This window comes from Paraeggerthella hongkongensis, from assembly GCF_003726035.1.
GTDB lineage: Bacteria > Actinomycetota > Coriobacteriia > Coriobacteriales > Eggerthellaceae > Paraeggerthella > Paraeggerthella hongkongensis.
In genome coordinates, this window is the sequence record NZ_QICD01000002.1 from 100,097 (window position 1) to 124,136 (window position 24,040).

20 protein-coding genes are annotated in these 24,040 nt (G+C 65.5%); 2 read left to right on the forward strand and 18 right to left on the reverse strand.

Translation table 11 applies throughout. From position 1 onward, the window contains the following. Positions 1–24: 24 nt before the first annotated feature. From DMP08_RS01800 to DMP08_RS01810, 3 genes are all read right to left on the reverse strand, one after another. Positions 25–222 carry a hypothetical protein gene (locus DMP08_RS01800; RefSeq protein ID WP_123191296.1) on the reverse strand — a complete coding sequence of 66 codons (198 nt, stop codon included), beginning with the start codon at positions 220–222 and terminating at the stop codon, positions 25–27. Between the two features lie 22 nt (positions 223–244). Next, entirely contained in the window at positions 245–2,050 is a 1,806-nt protein-coding gene (gene lepA, locus DMP08_RS01805; RefSeq protein ID WP_123191297.1) for a translation elongation factor 4, read from the reverse strand. Positions 2,051–2,143: 93 nt separating this feature from the next. Further along, positions 2,144–2,581, reverse strand: coding sequence for a hypothetical protein (locus tag DMP08_RS01810; protein ID WP_123191298.1), 438 nt, complete (start codon positions 2,579–2,581; stop codon positions 2,144–2,146). A 387-nt stretch (positions 2,582–2,968) separates the two neighbouring features. Between DMP08_RS01810 and rpsT the strand changes: the two genes are divergently transcribed. After that, positions 2,969–3,466, forward strand: coding sequence for a 30S ribosomal protein S20 (rpsT, locus tag DMP08_RS01820; protein WP_123191300.1), 498 nt, complete (start codon positions 2,969–2,971; stop codon positions 3,464–3,466). Positions 3,467–3,695: 229 nt separating this feature from the next. On the opposite strand, the gene holA is transcribed toward rpsT, so the two are convergent. From holA to carA, 12 genes are all read right to left on the reverse strand, one after another. After that, the gene (holA, locus tag DMP08_RS01825; protein WP_123191301.1) at positions 3,696–4,670 is read right to left on the reverse strand and encodes a DNA polymerase III subunit delta; all 975 of its coding nucleotides are present in this window, start codon (positions 4,668–4,670) and stop codon (positions 3,696–3,698) included. Between the two features lie 9 nt (positions 4,671–4,679). Then, on the reverse strand, positions 4,680–7,031 hold the full coding sequence (locus DMP08_RS01830; RefSeq protein WP_244596743.1) for a DNA internalization-related competence protein ComEC/Rec2: 2,352 nt from the start codon (positions 7,029–7,031) through the stop codon (positions 4,680–4,682). An 89-nt stretch (positions 7,032–7,120) separates the two neighbouring features. Continuing rightward, the gene (locus DMP08_RS01835; protein ID WP_123191302.1) at positions 7,121–7,774 is read right to left on the reverse strand and encodes a helix-hairpin-helix domain-containing protein; all 654 of its coding nucleotides are present in this window, start codon (positions 7,772–7,774) and stop codon (positions 7,121–7,123) included. A 229-nt stretch (positions 7,775–8,003) separates the two neighbouring features. Further along, positions 8,004–9,218, reverse strand: a complete 1,215-nt coding sequence (gene thiI, locus DMP08_RS01840; protein WP_123191303.1) for a tRNA uracil 4-sulfurtransferase ThiI — start codon at positions 9,216–9,218, stop codon at positions 8,004–8,006. Between the two features lie 92 nt (positions 9,219–9,310). Next, positions 9,311–9,571: a DNA-directed RNA polymerase subunit omega gene (locus tag DMP08_RS01845; RefSeq protein WP_114565713.1), complete on the reverse strand. Its 261-nt coding sequence runs from the start codon at positions 9,569–9,571 to the stop codon at positions 9,311–9,313. Between the two features lie 7 nt (positions 9,572–9,578). After that, positions 9,579–10,151, reverse strand: coding sequence for a guanylate kinase (gene gmk / locus DMP08_RS01850; protein ID WP_123191304.1), 573 nt, complete (start codon positions 10,149–10,151; stop codon positions 9,579–9,581). A gap of 6 nt (positions 10,152–10,157) precedes the next feature. After that, positions 10,158–10,466 (reverse strand): integration host factor, actinobacterial type, encoded by a 309-nt coding sequence (gene mihF, locus DMP08_RS01855; protein ID WP_114565715.1) that lies wholly within the window; start codon positions 10,464–10,466, stop codon positions 10,158–10,160. A gap of 208 nt (positions 10,467–10,674) precedes the next feature. Then, positions 10,675–11,400: an orotidine-5'-phosphate decarboxylase gene (gene pyrF, locus DMP08_RS01860; protein ID WP_114565716.1), complete on the reverse strand. Its 726-nt coding sequence runs from the start codon at positions 11,398–11,400 to the stop codon at positions 10,675–10,677. Beyond that, positions 11,394–12,344 (reverse strand): dihydroorotate dehydrogenase, encoded by a 951-nt coding sequence (locus tag DMP08_RS01865; RefSeq protein WP_123191305.1) that lies wholly within the window; start codon positions 12,342–12,344, stop codon positions 11,394–11,396. Before DMP08_RS01865 ends, pyrF begins: the two co-directional genes overlap by 7 nt. Continuing rightward, complete coding sequence (locus DMP08_RS01870; RefSeq protein ID WP_123191306.1) at positions 12,344–13,144, reverse strand: dihydroorotate dehydrogenase electron transfer subunit; 801 nt, start codon at positions 13,142–13,144, stop codon at positions 12,344–12,346. Before DMP08_RS01870 ends, DMP08_RS01865 begins: the two co-directional genes overlap by 1 nt. A 132-nt stretch (positions 13,145–13,276) precedes the next feature. Continuing rightward, positions 13,277–16,501, reverse strand: coding sequence for a carbamoyl-phosphate synthase large subunit (gene carB / locus DMP08_RS01875; RefSeq protein ID WP_123191307.1), 3,225 nt, complete (start codon positions 16,499–16,501; stop codon positions 13,277–13,279). Continuing rightward, positions 16,494–18,059 carry a glutamine-hydrolyzing carbamoyl-phosphate synthase small subunit gene (carA, locus tag DMP08_RS01880; protein ID WP_123191452.1) on the reverse strand — a complete coding sequence of 522 codons (1,566 nt, stop codon included), beginning with the start codon at positions 18,057–18,059 and terminating at the stop codon, positions 16,494–16,496. The genes carB and carA overlap by 8 nt, the downstream gene beginning before the upstream one ends. Positions 18,060–18,340: 281 nt before the next feature. Between carA and DMP08_RS12355 the strand changes: the two genes are divergently transcribed. Next, the gene (locus DMP08_RS12355) at positions 18,341–18,694 is read left to right on the forward strand and encodes a hypothetical protein (protein WP_148042317.1); all 354 of its coding nucleotides are present in this window, start codon (positions 18,341–18,343) and stop codon (positions 18,692–18,694) included. Here DMP08_RS12355 and DMP08_RS01890 read toward each other — a convergent pair. The 3 genes from DMP08_RS01890 to DMP08_RS01900 form a co-directional block, all read right to left on the reverse strand. Then, positions 18,612–21,245 (reverse strand): S8 family serine peptidase, encoded by a 2,634-nt coding sequence (locus tag DMP08_RS01890; RefSeq protein WP_161555397.1) that lies wholly within the window; start codon positions 21,243–21,245, stop codon positions 18,612–18,614. The two genes, DMP08_RS12355 and DMP08_RS01890, sit on opposite strands and share 83 nt — an antisense overlap. Continuing rightward, positions 21,236–22,339 carry a S8 family serine peptidase gene (locus DMP08_RS12715; protein ID WP_123191310.1) on the reverse strand — a complete coding sequence of 368 codons (1,104 nt, stop codon included), beginning with the start codon at positions 22,337–22,339 and terminating at the stop codon, positions 21,236–21,238. Before DMP08_RS12715 ends, DMP08_RS01890 begins: the two co-directional genes overlap by 10 nt. Before the next feature lie 382 nt (positions 22,340–22,721). Continuing rightward, the gene (locus DMP08_RS01900) at positions 22,722–23,711 is read right to left on the reverse strand and encodes a PDDEXK family nuclease (protein WP_123191311.1); all 990 of its coding nucleotides are present in this window, start codon (positions 23,709–23,711) and stop codon (positions 22,722–22,724) included. Positions 23,712–24,040 lie beyond the last annotated feature (329 nt).

Consider the following 24,040-nt stretch of genomic DNA (forward strand, 5'->3'; position numbering starts at 1 on the left):
CGCTCACGTGAAACCACACGCCCCTTACAGGCTCGACAAGATGTCCAAAGCGCTCACGCCGGCGAATATGAACAGCACGACCACGGCCACCACGGCGAACAGGCACCCGCAGCCAAGGGCGGCCTTCGCGCCGCCTCCCATGCCGGCCTCCTGCTGGGCGGCCTTCTTGTCGTTGAACGGATCGTCCAGCCAGTCGAATTCTTCTTTGCCTTTGCGTGCCATGCAGCCTACCTCGCGCTTTCGCCTACTCGTCCACTTTGAGGATCGCCATGAACGCCTCTTGAGGGACTTCCACGTTGCCGATGTTCTTCATGCGCTTCTTACCGGCTTTCTGCTTCTCCAGCAGCTTTCGCTTGCGGCTGATGTCGCCGCCGTAGCATTTCGCCAGCACGTCCTTGCGCTTCGCCTTCACCGTCTCGCGCGCCAGCACGCGACCGCCGATGGCGGCCTGAATGGGCACCTCGAACATCTGGCGCGGGATGATGCCCTTGAGCTTCTCGGTCAGGATGCGGCCGCGGTCGTACGCCTTGTCCTTGTGCACGATGAACGACAGCGCGTCCACGGGCTTCCCGGACAGCAGAATGTCCAGCTTCACCAGCTTGGAAGGCTTGTACCCGTCCATCTCGTAATCGAGCGACGCATAGCCCTTCGTGTTGGACTTGAGCTTGTCGAAGTAGTCCATGATCAGCTCGGACAGCGGGATCTCCCACAGCATCTCCACCGTGGTGGTGGACAAATAGTTCATCGTGACGAAAGTGCCGCGCCGCGCCACGGTCAAGTCCATGACCGCGCCCACGTAATCGGGCGGGATGAGGATCTTGGCCTTGAGGTAGGGCTCTTCCACGCGCTCGATCTCGCCAGCGTCGGGCATCTCCTGCGGCGAATGCAGGCTCACCATCTCGCCGCCCTGCTTGTACACGTGGTACTCCACGGAAGGCGCCGTGGCCAGCAGGTCCAGGCCGAACTCGCGCTCAAGGCGTTCCTTGATGACCTCCATATGCAACAGGCCCAGAAAGCCCACGCGAAAGCCGAAGCCCAGCGCGTGCGATTTCTCAGGCTCCCAAATGAGAGCCGGATCGTTGAGGGAAAGCTTCTCGAGCGCTTCTTTGAGGGGTTCGTACTGGTCGCCGTCGATGGGGTACAGGCCCGTGAACACCATGGGCTTGACCTCGCGGTATCCGGGAAGCGGATCGCTCACGCCGCCGTGCGCCTGCGTGATGGTGTCGCCCACCTTCACCTGCGAGACGTCCTTGAGGCCCGTCACCAGGTACCCGACCTCGCCCACGCCGAGCGCCGGAAGCGCCGTCTCGGCAGGTCGGCGCGCGCCGACCTCTTCCACAAGCGCCTCGGCGCCGGTGGCCAGCATGCGGATGCGGTCGCCCTTCTTCATCTGGCCGTCCACCACGCGCACGAGCGCCACCACGCCGCGGTACGCGTCGAAGTACGAGTCGAAGATGAGCGCGCGCAACGGGGCGTCGGCCACGCCGACGGGCGCGGGCACGTTGTACACCACGGCCTCCAGAAGATCATGCACGCCCACGCCGGTCTTTCCCGAGGCCAGCACGGCGTCGTCGGCCGGGATGGCCAAGCCGTCCTCGATCTCCTCGCGCACCCGGTCCGGCTCGGCCGCCGGCAGGTCGATCTTGTTGATGAGCGGGATGATCTCCAGATTCGCGTTCATGGCCATCATCGCGTTGGCCACCGTCTGCGCCTCGACGCCCTGCGTGGCGTCCACCACCAGGACGGCGCCCTCGCATGCGGCCAGCGAACGGCTCACCTCGTAGGTGAAGTCCACATGGCCAGGCGTGTCGATCAGGTTGAACTGGTAGGTCTGGCCGTCGTCGGCCGTATAATCCACGCGCACGGCCTGGCTCTTGATGGTGATGCCTCGCTCGCGCTCGATGTCCATGCTGTCAAGTAGCTGCTCCTGCATGTCGCGCTTCGACACCGTGCCGGTCAATTCCAGCACGCGGTCGGACAGCGTCGACTTTCCATGGTCGATGTGCGCGATGATCGAGAAGTTTCGTATGAGGTTCGGGTCGGTGGTCATAGCCTGTCTTTCAAAACGTCAGCCCGCACGCGGGCGCTTGAGAAACGAAAGCCTATTCTACCTCATTCGCCCCGGGTGGAAAGGGCGCGCCCACTACAGTTCCACGACAGCGGCGTGCGGACTCGACGAGCTGACGTGCACCAGCTGCGCGCGGACGGAACCGTCATGGTCCGTGCAGAGAGCCCATAGACCGTCGGCAAGTCGCACGATCGTCTCTTCCCCGCGCGTCGAGACCGCGGAGTCCAGCACGGGAACGAACGACGAACCGTCCTCGGACGTAAAAGCGGGTTCGCATACCAGAACGGACACAGCGTCAGTCCTCACCGTCACGGCAGTTCCGCTCTCGATCACGTCGGCCGGAACGTCCGCGCCCCAAAAGCGCACGGCCTTGCCATCGGGATGGCAGCTCACGCACGCCTCGTTCGCGTCGATCACCTGATGCTGCCCGGACGTGCAGCCCGAAAGCGCTGCCGCAAAGACGGCAAGCGCACATACGCCTATCACGCTGAAGCGGGGTTTTGCGAAGGGCATGGGCGGGCTTCCTTTCAGCCTTTTTCGGCCAATAGATGGTTTCGTGTGCGGTTTCGACAAATTATCGTGCAATCTCGGCCAACCTTTGCTATTCTATCGCATTGTGTATCCAGCGATACGTACGCGCGATGGCATTTCCATCGCCGAATCAGCAGACGTGGCTGCGCTTTACGATTCGTTCAGCTGGGTGGCCGGTAGGTCAAAGGAACAGAGAAATCCCGCCTGTTCCACATGCATCAAGCGCTTCGGCTTGCAGAAGTGCGGGTCCTCGCGGATCGCATGCGTGGCTATCGGAAACCTCGGCGAAGGCGCGCGACGCTGGAAACGCAGGAAGTCCGAAGACTTCGCAGAAATCTAGATTCGTGATTCATTGGAGGAAACACACACATGGCGAACATCAAGAGCCAGAAGAAGCGCATCATCACCAACGAGAAAGCCCGCATGCGCAACCGTGCGGTCAAGAGCGAGGTCAAGACCGCGATCCGTCGCGTCAAAGAGGCCGTTGCCGCCGAAAACGGCGCCGAGGCATTCGCCGCCGCCATGGCTGCTTGCCGTCTGCTCGACAAGGCTGCTTCCAAGGGCGTCATCCACAAGAACCAGGCCGCCAACCGCAAGAGCGGCGTCATGCTGCTCATCAAGGACCTCGTAACCGACGCCGATCGCGCCGCATACGTGAAGCCCGCCAAGAAGGAGCAGAAGACCGGTTCCAAGAAGGCCGAGCGCAAGGCTGCCCGTCTCGCAGAGATGAAGGCCGCGTCCGAGGAAAAGGCGAAGCGCCGCGAGAAGCACATGGCCGAAGTGAAGAAGGCCGAAGAGCGCAAGGCGAAGGAAGCTGCCGAAGCCGCCAAGGCCGAGGCCGAGAGCGCCGAGGAAGCCGCTGAATAGCGACCACTCTATCGGAGATCGCCCCGCGATCCTTCCGCATATCAAGAGAGAGCAGGCCCCGAAACCGGGGCCTGCTCGCATTCTCGCGCCAGGCTCGCATCCCGGCTCACGGCTCCGCGCTGCCCCTGCATGCGAAAGCGCCGCCGCAGTTCGCGTCCCAGCGTAAAGACATGAACTGCGGCGGCGCTTGACGCACGCGAGAAGCACGGTACAAGAACGTTCGCACGCGCTAACGCGCAACCACTCCAAGCACCCATTCGAGGAAGGCGGCGTCCGGATCGGCCCCGCTTTTCATGGCGCGCTCGGTATCGCGCGCGGCGACGATGGCCGCGCGCAGCTGAGCAGAGGTGAACCCGCGCGCCCAGGTCGCGTGGTTCTTCACGCGCCAATCGGGCATCTTGAGCGCCGCAGCCACGCCGCGCGGATTGCCGCGATCGGCCAGCGCGCGGGCACAGACGAGCTCGCGCAGGCGCGTCGTGCACATGGCCAGCAGCGCGTGCGGAGACACCGAGTCCATGCGCCCCAAGTACAGCAGGCATTTGCGCGCATCGCGCGCCGCGAAAGCGTCGACGAACTCCCATGGCTTGACCTCGGCGGTGCGGCTGACCATAGCGACGATCTCATGCTCGTTCACGGCATCGGTTCCGCGATGCGCAAGCGCGATCTTCTTGAGCTCGCTGTCGAGGTGCACCGTGTCCTCGCCCACCAGATCCACCAGCTTCGCAGCGGCGCCTTCGGTAAGCGTGACGCCGTGGCCCACCGCCATGGCCCGAACGGCCTTGGGAAGCTCGAAGCGCTTGAGCGGCGCGCAGTCGATCACGGCCGTCTTGCCGTGCTTGGCAACGGCTTTGTACAGACGCGTGTTCTTTGCCAGCTTTTCAGCTATCAGAGCGAGCACGGTGGTTTCCGCCGGTGAATCGAGGTATGCTACCAGTTCCTCGGAATCGGCTTTCTTCAGCTTGTCGACGGCGCGCACCTCGACAAGGCGCACGGGGCTTGCGAACGGCACGGTGTTGCACGCCGAGACGATGTCGACGCCGGTTGCCGTCTCGCCGCTGAATTCGTCGGAATTGAACGACAGGTCCCCCAAAGCGGAAAGACGAGCACGGAGGCGCTTCGTCACCGTGTCTCGCTTTAGGGCGTCTTCGCCGCATATCAGGTAGACGGGGAGCAAGGGTGCGTTTTGTTTCTTCTGAGCAGTCATGGTTTCATTCTACCGCAGCGTCTCCACGACGATTCTATCGGGTTCCAATTTGCATGAAACATCCCCCGACTCATCGGTTCGCAGCACGCGAGACCCTGCACGTTCCAAGATCTCGAGGGTCTCGGCGGCCGGATGTCCGTAGCGATTCCCCGCCCCTGCGCTCACCAGGGAGATTCTTGGAGACAGCGCAAGGGCAACCTGCTCGTCCAACGCGTTCTTCGATCCATGGTGGCCCACTTTGTAGATATCGACCCCCTCCACCGCTCCTACGTTCAGCAACTCTTTCATCTGATCGCGCTCGGCATCGCCGACCAGCAAGGCCGTCCAGTCCGTCGAGCCGTCGCCGTCTACGTCCGCGAGCGCTTTGAGGCACAGGCTGTCCGCGTTCCCACCCTCGTCCTCGAAGCGCTGCGGCCAAATAACCTGCAAATCGATCGACCCCACGCGAACGCGATCGCCCAGCGCAAGGCCGCAGACGCCACCCTCTCCCGCCACGGCAACGGCGTCTTCCCGCAGGCTTCGACACGCATCGCACGGGCAGGCGAGCGCGTCTTGCGCAACGAAGACGCGCTCCGTGCGGACCACGCCCGCCAGAGAGGAAAGCGACCCTTTATGATCGTCGTCCCCGTGGGTCACCACGACGGCGTCGAGGCGCGAGATCCCCTGCCGCGCAAGCGCTTCGAACAACCTTGCATCTTGATTTCCGGTGTCGACGAGCACGGCGGCTCCACGGCTTCGCACGACGATCGCATCGCCTTGTCCGACATCGAGCATGACGATTCGATCGCCGCCTGCGGGCGGCACGACCAGCCAGCAGGCGGCCGCGAACGCGACGCACGCCGTACCGCCCAGAACAACGCGCCGAGTTGGCAGCGGCCATGCGATCCAAAGCACCGCCGCCAGCGCAAGCGATACCGCTAGCGCGGCAAGAACCGGAACGGAGACGGGAGCGCTTGCGTACGGGATGCGCGCCAACGCTTCGACGGCTGAAGTCAAAACATGCGACCCGGCGCAGGCGACGTCGAGCAGAACGAAGGCGACCCCGGGGGCCGTCGTCGCAGCTCCCACGCACAGCAACCCAAGCGTGCACGCGGGCGCGAACAGAGGAGCAGTGATCACATTGGCCAAAGGAGCCACCAGCGAAAACTGCGAGAACAGCGCGGCTGAAAGCGGCGTTGCCAGCACAGAGGACGCGAACGTGAGCGAGAGCGCTTCGCAGGCAAAACGAGGGACCCGCGGCGTCGCATGGGCGATCCAAGCCGAGAACAGGCTGGCGAACAGCACGATTCCCAGCGTCGAGAGCGCCGAGAGCGCGAACGAAACCGACAGGGCGGCACGCGGATCAAGGCTCACGAATCCCATGATGCAGACCGACAGGGCGCTCAGCGCTGCAGGGCGGCGCCCGACCGCGAACGAAGCCATGCCCGCAAATGCCATGACGGCAGCCCGAACCGCTGACGACGGCGCAGCCGTCAAAACGAGGTAGCTCAAAAGAAGCACCGTCTGGGCGGCCCCCGCCACCGCGCGGGGAGCCTTCAGCACACGCAGCGTCGCGCAGCAGAACGCGGAAACGATGGAAAGATGCGCGCCCGACACCGCCACCACATGCGCCAAGCCCGTAACCTTGAACGTTTGGTACGTCGATTCGGGAAGGTCGCCCCTCCACCCGCAGACCAGCGCCGCAAGAACCCCGCTCTCGGCACCTCCCCGGTCGGCAAGAAGCCCGATAGCGCGCCCCCGCAGATCGACCAACGTCCCCATTGGCCCGCCGCGATCCACCCGCTCCAGGCCGAAGACGCGCGCCGACGCCACTGCGCCGTTGCGCCAGCAGTATGCTGCCGAGGAATCGGAGGGAGCCGAGAACGAGGCCTGTGCCTCGAACGCCTGGCCGTACTGCAGAACCTCTTCGCCTTGGGGAAGCTGCACGCGCACGAGAAACGACTCGCCGCCTTCAACGGTTGCGCGCGCAAGGCACGTCGAGCCGAACATGCCCGCAGACCCGTCGGCCACGGCCTGGAAAGCCGCGCGGGTCGAAAGGCCCTGCACGCGCTCTTCGAAGCCATGCTGCACCGCAGCGTGCCAACCGCCGCAGCACACTCCCAGGGCGCACCCCAAGACGACGACCCCCGCCAGCGCGCCCCGACGCCGCCACACGAGCGCCAAACATGCAAGCGAGGCGACCAACCCGACGGCTCCAACGGCAGCGCAGGCCGAAGCCGACAAGAGACGAGCGGCTTCGACCACGGCCGCGCACGTTGCCCAAAGTCCCAGCGCGCATCCGAACGCAGGCGGCAACGCAGGGCGAACGGGAATGCGCCCAGCACCCGCGCGCAACCCGTCGGCGTATTCGGCTTCGGGCACGAAAGCCGTCCGCGCCCGCTTGGGCGGATTCGGCACAAGCTGCGCGGAAGCCCTGATCGCGACCCTGCGCATTGCGCGCGCGAGCGCGCCTAGCCCACGCATATCGAATCGGCCAGAGCGGCGTACTTCTTGTCGCCGATGCCCGACACGCGCTTCAAATCCTCTATCGTGGCGAACGGCCCGTTAGCCTGCCTGTCCGCAACGATCTTCTCGGCAGTCGACATTCCTATGCCAGGAAGAGCATCCAGTTCCGCAGCGGATGCCGCATTGATGTTCACCTTTCCCCCGCCGGGCGCTGTCGCTGCCCCGCCGGGCGCAGCGACAGCCTCCTCCACCTCGGACTGCGTCGGAACCACCACGCGCTCGCCGTCGGCCAGAACGCGCGCCAGGTTCAGTGCATCTGTTGCGGCTTGCTCCCCGAACCCTCCCGCAGCCTCGATGGCATCCCGTACGCGAGCGGATTCCGCAAGCTCGTATACGCCGGGCGCAAGGACCGAACCGCCCACATGGACCACGATGGTCTGCGCCTGCTCCTGAGGCTGATCAGGCGCAGCCTCTTCAGCGTCGGCCTCCCCCGCCTTCTCGACCACAAGGGCGTCCGAAGAAAAAGCGGACAGGAAGCTTGCCCCGGCCACCACCAGCACAACCACCGCTAAAGCCGTTACGCCGACGAGCACGGGAAGACGCACGCCGCTCAGGTGCGCTTTGGCTCGCAACGACTCCGCCTGTTCGGTAAACGACATCCCGACCTCCGATCCTCTCGAAGATCAAGCATAGCAACGCGATCTAGCGAAAACATGAGAGGAATCCAACAGGAAAGCCGCCGAAAACCAAACGGCTCCAGCGGCTTTCCTAATCCGTTTCAATGCGGATCCCCACCGAATGCAACGCAGGTCCAGCGTACATCCAGCCACAATCTAGCAGCTTTCCAGCGCGCATCCAAACGCGCTGGTCAAAAGCGTGCGGTTACTGCTAAGAGCGCTTCTTCTTGCGCTTGAACGCCGGGCAGGCGTAGTCGCGCACCTCGGCGGCGGCGGCAATCTCGGCCACCCACTCGTCCACGGGAAGCGCGCTTTCCGCCTCTTCCACCACCGCGAGCTTCGCATGCGTCTCGGGACTGCGCGGCATGAACAGCGTGCAGCAATCGGGCGCGTCCTGCGCCGAGATCTCGAACGTGCCCAGGCGCTCGGCCTCGGCGATGATCTCGAGCTTGTCGGTGCCGATCAAGGGACGAAACACTGGAAGGCTCACGGCAGCGTCGGTGCAGCGGATGTTGTCGAGGGTCTGCGAAGCGACCTGGCCCAGGCTCTCGCCCGTGACGAGCGCGCCCGCCCCTTCGCGATGCGCCAGCTCCTCGGCCACCTTGAACATAAGCCGTCGGTACATGATGACGCGCAGTTCGGGCGGGACGGTCAGCGCGATCTCGCGCTGGTAGTCGCCGAACGGCACCGTGTACACGCGCGCAATGCAGCCCGTGCGCTCGAGCACCCGCGCTATGTCGTCTACCAAGTACTCGCTCGCATCCGAGGTCTGCGGACGACCGGAGAAGTGGACGCCGATGCACACCGCACCCCGTCGCGCGAGCTTCCACGTAGCCACCGGCGAGTCAATGCCCGACGACAGCAGGCATGCCACAACGCCCGAACTTCCCACCGGCAGCCCACCGATGCCAGGAAGCGAGCGCGCGTACACGTACGCAGCGTTCTGCACGACCTCGACGCCTACCGTGAGGTCGGGGTTCTTCATACGCACGCTCTTCTCGGGAAACGCCTGGCACAGCGCCGCGCCCACGATCTGGTTCATCTCCATCGAGTTGGTCGGAAAATCGGTATGGTTGCGTCGAGCAGCCACCTTGAACGACTCGAAGTCGCCTGCTTCGAGCATCGCCGCACGAGCGACCTCGGCCATGACGTCCAAATCGCGCGGGCACTTGAATCCGCATGAGACGCGTGCCACGCCCGGCACCTTGCCCATGACGTCCGCAACGGCCTTCGCCGTTTCCCAATCCGTGCCTTCACGCAAGAACACGCACAGACGCCCCGCTATGCGATGGACGGTCACCACGGGAAAATCGCTCAGCAGGGCTTCGAGGTTCTTGAGCAACCGCATTTCAAACGTCGAGCGATTATGGCCCTTCAGGCCGATCTCATGGTAGTGGGCAAGGCAAATGCGCTGGTAATCAATCATGGAATGCTCCGTCGTGCCAAGGGCGAATGGTCGTAACGCACAAATAGGCGGGCCCATGCCCGCCTACTCGATCAACCAGTACGTGTTTCGTACTAGTGGTTCTTGATGTCGATGGACGAAGGATCGTACGAAACTTCGCCGCGCGCAATCTCGTTGAAGGCAAGAGACAGCGGCTTCTTGTCGGCAGCGCGCGCGATTTCCACAGCGGTCTGCAACTGGATGGCGCGATCGCGCTGGCCGCGCATCATGTCGTTGATATCGTGCGCACGCTTGGAAGCAAGGGCGCACAGCAGGAAGCGGTCGTTGTCGGTTTCGTCCAACAAAACGTCGATCTTCGGTTCGATAATGCTCATATCGTGTTTAACCTCGTGTTTTCTCGGCTTGTTCGTTCACGTAGCCAACCAAGGCGGCGGTGGCTACGTCCAAATCATCGTTCACAAGCCGTATATCATACTCCATTTTACGAGAAAGCTCCACCCGTGCGGTTTCCATACGGGCGGCAACGGCTTCTTCGGTCTCTGTACCGCGCCCTCGAAGGCGCTTCTCAAGCTCTTCGAGCGAAGGCGGCTCGATGAACACCAGATGCGCCGCAGGGAACTTCTCGCGCACCTGAAAACCGCCTTGCACGTCGATTTCCAGGATGACCTGGTCTCCTCGAGCGATATGCTCCTCAACGCTCGCACGCGGGGTGCCGTAACGATTCCCCCCGTACGTAGCCCACTCCAGCAGGCCGTCCTCGTTCACAAGCCGTTGGAATTCCTCGCCGGATGCGAACTGGTAGTGAATGCCGTCCACCTCGCCCTCGCGCGGTAGGCGCGTCGTGACCGAGACGGACACCCAAGCATCCGGAACCTCATGCAACAGACGGGCCACCAGCGTGCCTTTCCCAGCACCCGATGGCCCCGATATAACGAACAGATTGCCAGCGCGCATGCGAATTTAGCCCAAGCGCTCCAGCAAGGCGGTCTGCTGACGCTCGCCCAAACCGCGCAGGCGGCGGCTCTCGGCGATCTGCAGTTCCTTCATGATCTTCTCGGCCTTGGCCTTGCCGTAGCCGGGAAGCGTCTCGATGAGCGTGGAGACCTTCATACGACCCACGATGGGATCATCCTTCATCTCGATAACCTGCTTAAGGCTGAGTTTGCCGGACTTCAGATCATCGCGAACCTCGGCGCGCTTGATGCGAGCCGCCTTCGCCTTCTCCAAAGCCGCCTGGCGCTCTTCAGGGCTGAGTTGAGGAATAGCCATCAGTTTCTCTCCTTCTGTTCCAAAAGCGATGCCGTGATACTAGCATGCAATCGCTCGTTTGACCTTGTAGATTGCTATAAATTCAAAAAATTTCAGGTCGCAGTCACACATTCTAGGCTCAAATCGCGCAACCGTGGTTCTTTCGTCGACCAATCGTCACTTTCGGTGACCATCTGGGGAAACGTTGGAACAGCACCCGTTTCGGCTTTTACAGCTCCGCCACGATCGCGTCGAACGCGGCGGCAGGGTCCGCCGCCTGCGTGATGGGCCTGCCGACAACGATATGGGAAGCGCCGTTCTCGAAGGCCTGGGCAGGCGTTGCCACGCGGCTTTGATCGCCCTTGTCGGCACCTGCCGGGCGCACGCCCGGCGTGACGATGTAGGCGTCGGGGCCCAAGATGTCGCGCAGGCGCGCAGCCTCCTGCGGGGAGGCGACCACGCCGGAAATGCCGGAACGCTTGGCTTGCTCGGCCAGCACCACCACCTGGTCGGACATGGCGCGCGAAACGCCGGTTTCCGCGAGCGCGGCGTCGTTCATGCTGGTAAGCACCGTGATGCCCAAGGTCGCGGGAACCTCGTGACCGTACTCCGCGGCCGCGCGCTCGGCGCCGCGCTGGGCGGCGGCCATCATGTCCACGCCGCCGACGGTGTGCATGGTCAGCATGTCGGCGCCGCTGCCAGCCGCCGCGTACGCCGCGCCTTCGACCTGATGGGGAATGTCGTGGAACTTGAGGTCGAGAAACACCTTGAAGCCGCGCTCTTTCAGCGCGTAAACGATGGCGGGGCCGTTCGCATAGAACAACGTCATGCCCACCTTCACCCATGTCGCTTTGCCTTGCAGCTGATCGGCCAAATCGAACGCCTCGTCGATGCCGCAGTCGAGGGCCACGATCACGCGATCGCGCGCCGGCACGTTCTCGAACGTATTTACCATTCCAACGCTCCTATCAAATCCTGCACGTCGTCCACGCCGTGCTGCTCGCAATACTGCGCTACTCCATCGATGATTTCAACCGTCGCGAAAGGATTCACGAAGTTAGCGGTGCCCACGGCTACGGAAGTGGCTCCCGCCAGCATGAACTCAACCGCGTCGGTGGCGTTCGAGATGCCGCCCATGCCGAGAAGCGGAACCTTCACGGCTTTCGAGCACTCCCACACCATGCGCAGCGCCACAGGCTTCACGGCGGGGCCGGAGAACCCGCCCACGCCGCGCGCGAGCACGGGACGTCGGCGCTCGACGTCGATGGCCATGCCCAGAAGCGTATTGATGAGCGAGACGGCATCGGCTCCTGCAGCCTCGGCCGCGCGCGCGATCTCCGTGACGTCGGTGACGTTCGGGGTCAGCTTCACGATGAGCGGGCGCTTCGTGGCGGCGCGGCAGCGACCAACCACGTCCTCGACGCTCGCGGCGCACGTGCCGATGGTCATGCCGCCGGCGTCCACGTTCGGACACGAGATGTTCACTTCGTAAGCATCCACGGGCGCGTCTTCGAGCGCCTCGATCACCTGCACGTACTCGTCGAAGCTGTGGCCCGACACGTTCACGATGGTCGTGGCGCCGCGCTCGTGCAGCCACGGAAGCTCCTCCGCCTTGAGGTGAGCCACGCCGGGATTCTGCAAACCGATGGAGTTAAGCATGCCGGAAGGCGTTTCCGCGATGCGCGGACTGGCGTTTCCTTCCCAGCCATGCAGCGACACGCCCTTCGTGGTGACGGCGCCCAAGCTTGCCACGTCCACGAAGTCGTTGTACTCCATCCCTGCGGCGAACGTGCCCGACGCCACCGTCACGGGATTCTTCATCTCCAACCCGCCCAGGTTCACGGCCATGTTCACGCTTGTAGGAGCGGGCACGAGGGGCAGCGCGTTCTCGATAACCATTACCACACCACCTTCGCAGCGTCGAATACGGGACCGTCCACGCAGGCGCGCAGCTTGCCGTCCACCGTGTCCACCACGCACGACAGGCAGGCGCCCACGCCGCAGGCCATGCGCTTCTCCATCGAGAGCTCGCAGGGCACGCCCGCCTGGGCGGCCATGCCGGCCACGATCTTCATCAGGGGTTCAGGGCCGCATACGGCCAGGTAGTCGTACGGCTCCCCCGAAGCCGCAGCCTCCTCCAGAGCTTCGGCCACGAGCGAGGTGCAGAAGCCCTCGCGACCGAAGCTGCCGTCGTCGGTGGCGCAGCGCGGCGGCTCGGCCAGCAACGCCTCGTAGCGTCCGCGGCACGTGAGCGCCGCCCCGGTCTGCGCGCCCAGCACCACGTCCGTGCGCACGCCGGCCGCAACCAGGCTCTCGCACAGCATGAACAGGGGCGCCGCGCCCACGCCGCCGCCCACTAAAAGCGCGCGCTTCGCGCCGGCGGCAGGCTGCCACGTGCGGCCGACGGGCCCGATGAGCTCGGCGTCCGCGCATTCGCCCGGCACGAGACGCATCATATGGTCGCTGCCGAAGCCGACCACCTGGTACAGCACGTCAAGCGTGCCCTCGACCGCATCGCGTGCGTACACCGAGAACGGACGGCGCAGGATGTGCGCCTCCATGCCCGGAACCTTCATGTGAACGAACTGCCCCGGCTCGATGGCCGCTGCGATTGCAGGCGACGAAAGCTGCATAAGATAGAGGTTCGGGCCGACGCATTCGTTCCCCAGAATGCGCGCCCGCTCGTTGACAAGCGCCACGTTGGTCCTTTCATGCCCCCGGGCCGCACGCGCAGCCCCACGTCTCATCTTCTGGCCGATGATTGTACCATTGACGTAACCGCCGAGCCGTTGAAGTGCCGAAATGCACGGGAAGCGCATGGAAGCTGCAGCCTACCATTGGGGAAGATCCTGCAAGGCCACGATGGAAAGGCCGCCCAGGCGGGCCGCTTCCATGCCGGCCACCATGGCTTGGGCGCCGGCGAGGTTCGTGACGTGGGTCACCCCGTGCTTGACGGCCTCCAGGCGCAGCTCGTAGCCATCGGCGCGCGTCGCATGCCCGAACGGCGTGTTGATCATAAGCGACACGCCTCCGTTGGCGATCATGTCGCGCACGTTTGGCCGACCTTCGTGAATCTTGTTGACCTGTTCGCAATCAACGCCCGCCGCACGAAGCGTGCGCGCCGTCCCGCCCGTAGCCACCACGCGAAAGCCCAGGCGCACGATGTCGCGCGCGATGGGCACGATGGCGCGCTTGTCGCGGTCGCATACGCTGACGAACACGGTGCCGCCCTCTGGCAAAACGTAGCTGATGGCCAGCTGCGTTTTCGCGAATGCACAGGGGAAGTTGCGCGCGATGCCCATGACCTCGCCCGTGGACTTCATCTCAGGCCCCAGCACCGTGTCGGCGCCGGGGAATCGACCGAAGGGCATGACGGCTTCCTTCACACTGAAATGCTCGAGCCTGCGATCGTCCGCGGGCAGCCCCAAGTCGGCCAGCTTCTCCCCCGCCATCACGCGCGCGGCCACCTTGGCCAGCGGCACGCCCGTGGCCTTCGAAGCGAACGGCACCGTGCGGCTCGCTCGAGGATTCGCCTCGATAATGTAGATGACCTGGTCCTTGATGGCGAACTGGATATTGACGAGACCCACCGCGCCCAGCCGCAGCGCAAGCCGGCGCGCCATAGAGCGCAACTGCGCTTGCACGGCCTCGGATAGCGCGAACGGCGGCGTGCAGCAGGCGGAATCGCCCGAATGGATGCCGGCCATCTCGATGTGCTCGAGCACCCCTCCGACGTATGCCTCTTCGCCATCGCACAGCGCATCGAGATCCACTTCCACCGCGCCTTCCAAGAACCGATCCAGGTAAACGGGATGGTCGGGGGAAACGCGCGTAGCTTCCGCCACGTACTTCTCCAGCTGGGCGCCATCGTAGACGATGCCCATGCCCCGCCCGCCCAACACGTAGCTGGGACGCACGAGCAGCGGGAAGCCGATCCGGTCAGCCACGACGCAGGCTTCTTGATAGGTGGAGGCCATGCCGGCTGCCGGATACGCGATGCCCAGCTCGTCCAAGACGGCGCTGAAGCGATCGCGATCCTCGGCCAGGTCGATCGCCTCCGGCGGCGTCCCCATGATAGGGACGCCGGCCGACGCCAGCGCGCTCGCAAGCTTGAGCGGGGTCTGCCCGCCCAGCGTCACCACCACGCCGTCGGGCTGCTCGACGTCCACGATGTCCATGACGTCTTCGAACGTGAGCGGCTCGAAGTACAGCTTGTCGGACGTGTCGTAGTCGGTGGACACGGTCTCGGGGTTGCAGTTCACCATGATGGTCTCGTAACCCGCTTCCGCCAGCGCGTACGATGCATGCACGCAGCAGTAGTCGAACTCGATGCCCTGACCGATGCGATTCGGGCCCGCACCCAAGATCACCGCGCGCTTGCGAGATTTCGGCGACGCCTCGGTTTCGTCCGCATCGTAGGTTTTGTAGTGGTAGGCCGTCGCGCTGGGGAATTCGGCTGCGCAGGTGTCCACGGTCTTGAACGCGGGCCTCACGCCCAGGAGCTTGCGGCACGTGCGCACGGTGAGCTCGTCGGAGCCCGTAAGGTGCGCGATTTGCGCGTCGGAGAGGCCCATGCGCTTGAGCAGCCGGAACGCGTCGGCGTCCAGCTCGTCGAGATGCATGCCGCGCAGGTTCTCCTGCACGCGCACGATATCGGCCATGCGCGCGACGAAGAAGCAGTCCACGCGGCTCACCGCGCTCGCGCGCTCCACCGTCCATCCGCGGCGCAGCGCCTCGGCGAGGTAGAAGACGCGCTCGGCCGTGGGGCGCGCCACGAGGTCCTCGAGCGCCGCGTCGGACGCGCGGACCTCGTCGCCCTTCCCGTCCGCACCCAGGCCGGCACGGCCGTTCTCCAGCGAGCGCATAGCCTTGCCGAGCGCCTCCTCGAACGTGCGGCCGATGGCCATGACCTCGCCCACGGCCTTCATGCGCGTGGACAGCGTGTCGTCGGTGCCCTGGAACTTCTCGAACGCGAAGCGCGGCGCCTTCACCACGCAGTAGTCGATGGACGGCTCAAAGCACGCCGGGGTGGCCTTCGTGACGTCGTTCACGACCTCGTCGAGCGTGTAGCCCACGGCCAGCTTCGCCGCCGCCTTCGCGATGGGAAAGCCGGTGGCCTTCGACGCGAGCGCCGAGGAGCGCGACACGCGGGGGTTCATCTCGATCACGATCATGCGTCCGTCGTCGGGGTTGACGGCGAACTGCACGTTGGAGCCGCCCGTCTCCACGCCGATCTTCTCCAGGATGGCGAGCGACGCCGCGCGCATGCGCTGGTACTCCACGTCGGAAAGCGTCTGCGCGGGAGCCACCGTGATGGAGTCGCCCGTATGCACGCCCATGGCGTCGAAGTTCTCGATGGAGCACACGATGATGCCGTTGCCGGCATGGTCGCGCATGACCTCCATCTCGTATTCCTTCCAGCCCTCTATGCTCTCCTCCACCAGCACCTCTCCGGCCGGCGACAGCTCCAGGCCCTGTCCCACGATCTCATGCAGCTCGGCCGGATCGTGCGCGATGCCGCCGCCCGCGCCGCCGAGCGTGAACGAGGGGCGCAGCACCACGGGATAGCCGAGCTCGGCAACGATGGCCTCGGCGTCGGCCAACGAGTAGGCGTAGCCGCTTCTCGACGTCTCGATGCCCAAGCCCTCCATGCACTCGTTGAAGAGCTTGCGGTCCTCGCCGCGCTCGATGGCGGCCAGGTCGCAGCCGATCATCTCCACGCCGTACTTGTCGAGGACGCCGGCACGCGCAAGGTCGACAGCCGTGTTGAGGCCGGTCTGGCCGCCGAGCGTGGGCAGAAGCGCGTCGGGGCGCTCCTTCGCGATGACCCGCTCCACGAACTCGGACGTGATGGGCTCCACGTAGGTGCGGTCCGCCAGTCCCGGGTCGGTCATGATGGTGGCGGGGTTGCTGTTCACCAGCACCACGCGGTAGCCGTCGGCCTTCAGCACCTTGCACGCCTGCGCGCCCGAGTAGTCGAACTCGCACGCCTGCCCGATGACGATGGGGCCGGACCCTATGACGAGGATGGTCTTGATGTCCGTGCGCTTAGGCATTGGTCCTCCCCTCCTGCCCGACGGCTTCCTGCTCCTTTGCCGAGACCCCCGCCACGGTGGCTGCCTGCTCGCCGAAGGTCCAGCCGGCGAGGCGGTCGGCGGCGATGTCGATGTCCAGGTAACCGCCCTTTTCATACAGGTCGGGCAGTGTCAGCGAGGGTGCGGCTGGTGCCCCGGATTGCCCTGATGCAAGGCTGGACTGGACTTTGGTCCGTCCAGCCGCAGCAGAAGGGCAAGATGGGGTACCAGCCGTAGCCGCAGCGTCGACCGATCCGCCGTTCGCTAGAACGGCGGAATCCATCAAGCGGCCGAACGCGGTGAACAGGTAATGCGCGTCGGTCGGTCCGGGCGATGCCTCGGGATGGTACTGCACGCTGAACGCGGGCAAATCCAGAAATGCGATGCCCTCCGCCGTGCCGTCGTTGAGGCTCACGTGCGTGAGGCGAATGCGGCCGAAGCGATCGTTCGTCACAACGGGAGCCACCTTCTCGCGCGCCCAGAAGCGCAGGTCGTCCTCGTGGCCTTCGAAACCGCCCGAGAGCTCGGGCACGAGCTCGCCCAGGCTCGGGAACAGAAGGCCGAAGCCGTGGTTCTGGGCCGTGATCTCGACGCGGCCCGTGAGCAGGTTCATCACCGGATGATTGCCGCCGCGGTGCCCGAACTTGAGCTTCTCGATCTGCGCGCCCGCAGCTTTGCAGATCATTTGATGCCCCAGGCAGATACCGAATACCGGCACCCGTCCCAGCAGCTTCTCGACCTGCGAGTACGTGCCCTCCACGGCCTCGGGGTCGCCGGGGCCGTTCGACAGGAACACGCCGTCAGGCTCCATGGCCAGCACCTCTTCCGCCGGCATGTCCCACGGCACGACCGCAAGCTCGCAGCCCGTGCGAACGAGGTTATGCAGGATCGAGCGCTTCGCGCCGCAGTCGTAGGCGACCACGCGATGGCGCGCGGGCGCAGCCGGAGCAACGGCGAACGCATGGCTCGCGGGAAGGTCGTCCACGCCCACAGCGTACGGCTGCGCGCACGATACCGTGGCGGCGAGGTTCTGCCCCACCAGCGACGCGCTCGCACGCACCTTACGCAGAAGGCTCGCCTCGTCGACGTCGACGGTCGAGAGCACCGCGCGCTGCGCGCCGCAATCGCGTACGTGGCGTACGAGCGCGCGGGTGTCCACGCCCTCCACGGCAACCACGCCCCTCTCGCGCAGATAGCCTGCGAGCGGGCCCGCGCTGCGCCAGTTCGACGGCGTCGCGCACATGTCGCGCACCACCAAGCCGCGCAGCGCGGGCTTGCCCGCCTGGGCGTCATCGGGATTCACCCCGTAGTTGCCGATTTGCGGATACGTCATGGTGATTATCTGGCCTGCGTAGGACGGGTCGGTTATCACCTCGAGGTAGCCCTCGAGCGACGTGTTGAAGCAGATCTCGCCGTACACCTCGCCTTCGGCGGCGCATGACGTGCCGCTAAAGGCCGCGCCGTCTTCCAGCACAAGCATCGCCGGCCGGGGTGCCGGCTTCGACGTGCCCTCCAGCAGCTTGTTCGCAATCTCGCTCAAAATCTTCCTTCCGCTTGGGCAGCATATACGAAAAAGGCCTTCGTCGAAGACGAAGGCGCACGTGATCCGAGGGAAAGCCATGCTGCGCACCTTGTCGGTCTCTCCGTACCTCCTTAAAGGTCGAGGGCAAGTATACGACTTTTTAGAAGATTATGAACGTTATTTGCATTATTTTCGATGTTTTGGAAATAAATATGCAGTTTGACGTTGCTACCGACAGCAAAAGGGCTTCATTGGAGAGGCAGCGCTCGCGTACCGCCGTAAGATCGTCGAGCAGGGCTTTGTCGAACAGTTCGTCGACAACGCTGCCGAGGCGACGGCGCGCTACGCCGCCACCGGCAACCGCGACAACCTGCGCGGTGCTTTGGGAAGACGAGCCCTGCACCGCGTCGCAGCGCAGCTATTGCCAATCGCTCGTAGCCGATCTGCGCGCCACGCACGAGGGCGCCGGTACGGGCGGTGCCCTCGCGAAGTCGTGGAACAGCCTGGCGTTCGACCCCGAAGCCCTCGATTGCGGCAGCTACCGCTTCCTCGACGGCGACCCGGAGGCCGTCAACTCCTACCGCGGCGCGTACCTGCCCTCGTACTCGTGGGCCGAGTTCTCGACAGGGCCCTTCCGCTCGCGGCTGCGGTGAGGCACGCGGCGATGGCGGCGAGAAGGAACGGGGGCGCCGCAATCGGGTCGCCCGTGCTGGCGAGCGCCTTGGGCGTCGCGCCGGATGTGTCGGGGATCGGCGGGCTCGCGGGCTTTTCGGGAACCGGTTCGGGTTCGGGAACCGGCTCCGGTTCCGGCGCGATCTCGGCGTCGCCGGGCTGCGCGGGCGTGTCCATGGCCGTCGCGCTGAACACGCGGTACGGCTCGTTCTGCGACGCCGTCAGCACGTAGAACCGCCCCCGGTACGCCGTGGCCGCCGGCGCGAGCAGCGCCTGCTGCGAGGCCTTCTTCCCGTATGCCGTCGCTCGCGACCCCTCGCCGACGGGCAGCAGGTAGGTGTCGCTCGCGCCGTCGTCGCTCGTGGGCCCGACGAGCGCGAACCCGCCCGCGACGGCGCCGGGCGCGTACGACAGCTGCCCCGTCTCGGTCACGAGCGCGGAGAAGTCGACCGGCGCGCTCTCGAGCCATCCCTCGGGCGCCTGTCCGCCGACTGCGGCGTCGAGAGCGCCTTCGCGCGGTCTCAACAGTTCGGCACCGGGGACGCCGCCTCCTTGGAGTTCCAAGGAAACGCCGCCCGACACTGCGAATAAGCCGTTGCCGTACGCCACGAGAGGCTGAATGCGGCCCGTGGATAGCGCGCCCGCCTCCTTGAAGACGCCGGTCTTGAGGTCGGCGCGGTACACGGCCGCGCTGTCGCCGTTCTTGCCGAAGCCGCCGAACAGGTACAGGTGCGCACCGTCGCTTGCCAGCGTGGAGAAGGACAGGGCCTCGCTCTGGTCGGGGAGCTTGAGATCGAGCCCCTCCCACGTGCCGTCGGCGGCATAGCGGACGAAGCAGGGCGCGCCCGTTCCGTTCTTCTTGCCGAGCAGCTGCAGCACGAGCGCTCCGTCGAGCGTGGCTCCCGTCACGTCGGCGGCGCCGCTGGACAAGTCGATGCCGTCGATGGTGCCGGCTGGAAGCGGCACCTCCCCCCAGGCCTCCTCGTCGGGATCGTAGCGCAGCACGTGGTTGTAGGATTTCTCCCCGGCGAACACGGACGCGCGCGGCAGGCAGTACACGTCGCCGCCGAAGCCGACCAGCTGCCAGGATTCCCACTCGTCCAGCTCGCCAGGGATGGGCAGATCAGTCTGGTCGTAGTACGTCGTGTCGGCGCGCTTTCCCAGATCGGCGCGGTGACTGGCCCGCTTGCCGCTCGCCTCCGCCCGCACGATCGCCTGTCCGCCCATGAAGCCCTCGGGCTTCTGCACGGTCAGCTCGGCCTTCCCGTCGCCGAGGTCGGTGCGTGCGGACACCGCAGCCGGCGCTCCATCTACGAGCACCACCGTACCCGCCGGCATGAAGTACCCGCGCACCGCCACGGCGTCGCTGCCGTCGACGACCTCGGTGATGGCCGGGCCGGGGCTCGCCGCGCCGTCCACCGTCGCGCGCCCGGCCGTCGAGCACAGCCCCTCGTAGCGCGCATCGGGCACCGCTGCGCCCTTAACCAGCGCCGCCAGCTTCTCGGCCTTCTTCGCCGGGTCGTTCGAGGACACGCGGTCCAGGCCCTGACCGGCGATCACCGCAGCCGCCCCGGCCACCGCAGGGCACGCCATGGACGTGCCCTGCTGATAGATGTAGGGAACCAGGTCGCTGCCCAGGCCGATGCTGTCCACCACGAGGGTACCGGGCACGCACGACCACAGGTCGTTCGTGCCGCCGACAGCAGAGAAGCTGTTCACGCCGTAGCGTAGCTCCACCTGAAAATGCGCCCAATCGACGTCGTCCGGCAGCTTTCCCGAAAAGCCCGCCCACGAATCTCCGCCGCTGCCGAATTCGTCTCCCTTAGTGGCCGGCTCGGCCCAACCGCCGCCGACCGTCCGCACGGCGATGCCAAAGATGGGCAGGATCGACGCCGAACCGACTTCAGCGGTTGCCGTGAAGCGGATGCTCAGATGCGTAGGCTTCGCGATCTGCCCCGACAGGTCGACCTCGCCGCTTTTGGCGAACATCATCACGCCGTCTTCGGCCGCCTTCGGACTGTAGGAAAGCTCCAGGGCGGCGTCGCCGTCGAAACGGCGACCGCCCTCGACCACCTTGCAGGTCTCGACGGCATCAGGATCGGCGAACCTGGCGAACCCGCTCATGTCGACCCCGTCAGCCGCATGGCTCTTGCCGTCGAAGCTCTCGTACAGCACCGCTGCGGCATCCTCTTCGCCAAGGTAGCGCGGGCCCTCGACGCACCCCTCGGCGTTCGCCTCGCCCGTCGCGTAGGTGGACAGGATGGTTGAGCCCGGCGCCATCACGTCGGTCGACGTCTCGCCGAACTGGGTGAACACGGAGAGATCGCCCGTCGGGTCGATGGAGTCGACCACCACCGCGTACGGGTTGTCGGCCAGCGTGCTCGTCGTGCTGCCCGCCGCGTCGCTGTCGTAGGTGGAGTTGCCCGACCCGAACACGCTCACCGCGCCCTGCCGTCCGATCTCCGTCACAGCCAGATCGATCGAGCGTCCCTGAGCCTGGCCGAGCGTCCACGAGTTGTTCGTCACCCGCACGTCGACGCCTGCGTCGACGTGCGGCTCACGTAATCGAAACATTCCAGTATTGCGGAGAGAGTGTCATCAATACGCACGGACATGATCCTCGCGTTCCCCGCCAAACCCGAGACGCCCCGGCCGTCCCATGCGGCCCCGATGGTGCCCGCCACGTGCGTTCCGTGGTAGATCTCAAGGCCCGTCGTCGACGAGACGCCCGCCTCGGCATCGGCGAGGACGGCGAAGCCGTGCTCGTCCTCCTTGCCCGTCAGCCCCTCGATGCCCGACGTCAGCCCTTCATCCCACATGACCGGCGCCAAGTCGGGGTTCGAGGCGTCCACGCCCGTGTCGATGACGGCCACGACGACCTCTTGCAACTGGGAGGCCGCGCTTTGGTCGTTCCAGTCCGCGTAGCCCATGTCGGCAGCGTCGCTTCCCGCCGTGCCGGCCATGCGCCCGTCGTTGTCGAAGCCCCACACGAAGCTGTTCAGGTCGGCTGCGGGCTCGTCCTCGTCCTGGCCGAACGCAACCGATGCCGAAGGCTCGCCGGGCGCGCCGCCTTCCGCATCGGCTTCGCCGCCCCGTCGAGCCTCGTCCCCGTCGGCCAGGGCCCCCGGCGCAGCTTCGGCGGCGACGGGATCGGGCGCCGCGTCGTCCCCGTCGCCGAATTTCACGATGGCGTTCGGTTCGGCGAACGCCACGCGGGGATCGGCTTCCAGCTCGGCGATGAGCTCTTCGGTGGATCTGCCCTCATCGCGCACGAGCACCAGGCGCCCGGCGGCCTCCGCGCCGCCGCTTGCCGAACGCGATCGGACGGCAGGCGCCCCGACCGCCCCCGCCTCGTCGCCCAGCGTCTCGGCAGCGGTGTCCGCGTCGATGTCCATCAGGCTCTCCGCGCCCGCGAGCACGTCGTCGCCCAGCGAGAAGGCCCGCGCGCCGCCGTCGATCACGTAGGCGATGGCCTCGTGCTCGACGTACGTGCCTGGCACGAGGGCGACGCCCGCGCCGCCGGCCGAAGAACCCGCCATCTCGTCCGCCACCGCCATGCCCGCCGGCACCGGCACGAGCGAACACGCCAGTAGCGCTCCCAGCGCAACCCTTCCGAACCTTCCCATCCGCTTCCCCTCCCTCGCATCCGCGCAGTAGACGAAGGATAGCAAGGCACGTGCAATAAAACAACAGCGCGCAGGGGCGCAAGCGACGTCATCCGACGGTGCGTCTGCCATCCCTTCCGCACCGGTATGGCACACCCCATACCGACCGGCATGCGTCCGCCCGCTCGGGCGCATACGCAGGAGAGCGGACGCCGGATGGCAGGCACCAGGACTGGGCGCCGTATCGCACGATTCCGCCCGAAATGTTGCGTTTTCCGCAAAACCAGCCGAGACGGTAAACGCGCACCGCGGAGAATCGGCAGGTCAGAGACGAGAGGGCGTCGCGGAGCCTCGATGCCCGCCTCCCAAACGCAACATTCGGGGCAAAAACGAGCTCCCAAGCCTACCAGCGATCCACCGGAAGGCCGAGCTGCCTGCGGAGCCTCAGCTTGCGCGCATGGCGATCCGGGACGCCATCCTGCGCGCGCTTTCCCAAATGACGACGAATCGTCTGGGCGATCGCATCGGTCGCAGCGAAGTTCTCCAGCTCTTCGTTCGTGACGTTGATCACGGTCCAGCCCATCGACATCAGCGCGTTCGTCCTCCTCGAATCCCCGATGCGGCTCGCCTCCCCTCCGTGCATCTCCCTGCTCTGGTACTCCACGTCGAGCTTCGCCTCCGGCCAGCACAAATCGCAGCGAAAGCTCCTTTTCCCGGAAATCGCGCGGGCGGCGGCGCTCGCCTTCACCTCATGGTTCATCCGAGGGATGCCCAAGCCGTATCCACCGTACGAAGACGGCAAGCCCAATAGGAGCGCTTGCTTCGTCTCTCGCGGAGACGCCGAGCCTTCCGCCACATACGGCAGGATGCGAACCACGCTCCGAGCGCCCCTGATCGAAGGGTTGAGGAAAACGAAATCGCGCAGGGACCGCGCCGAAGCGAGAGCCGGCACCTGATACGCCGGAGCAGCAGACGTTCGCACGCTGCGATACGTTCCGCACAACTCGTAGGCCAATTCGAGCAGGTCGATCTTGTCCTTCGCCGATGGAGCCACCTGCACGCAGGCAAGCGGCGCGCTGCACACGCCTATGCCGCCCGGCAATCGAAGAAACGGCTTTCCCCGCATTTTCACCGTGGAAACATGCGGGACTCGACGCGAGGTGGAACGGCATCTCGAAGCGGTTCCCAGAATAAAATGGACCGGGCGATCGATCGACAAGCCGGGGCGATCGCCCTCGATGCGCTCGATCAACCCATCGAGCTCCCGTTCGCTCAGCGCTCGGTCGGGAAGGCGCGGCACGGCACCTTTCGTCTCCGCAAGCTCCCGCTCGCAAAGCGCCCGCAGCATCTGAAAAGCAGTTCGGTGGCCGAAGCAAACCCGCATAGGCTTCATGGCAGTCTCCTCGTTCGCCCTAAGCTGCGAGGATCTTGCAGACGTGGTACCGGGAAGCGAGGGCTCGGCCTCCCCTATGGGCTGCTTCGCGAAGCGAAGAGCGCCTGCACTGGCTCGATGAGAAGACGATTCTACCACGCATCGCGCACGCGCGCGCTCGATTCTTCCCTCAATGTTGCGCACGCGCGCGCATCCAGACTCGCGCGCCAAGGACGAGCATCCGCGACCAGGCGAAACGAGCGCGCATATCGATGGCCGGGCGCCCGGCCATCTTCAAAACGCAACATTCGGGGAAGAATCGGGCATTCAGCAGGGCAACCCGCGCGCCG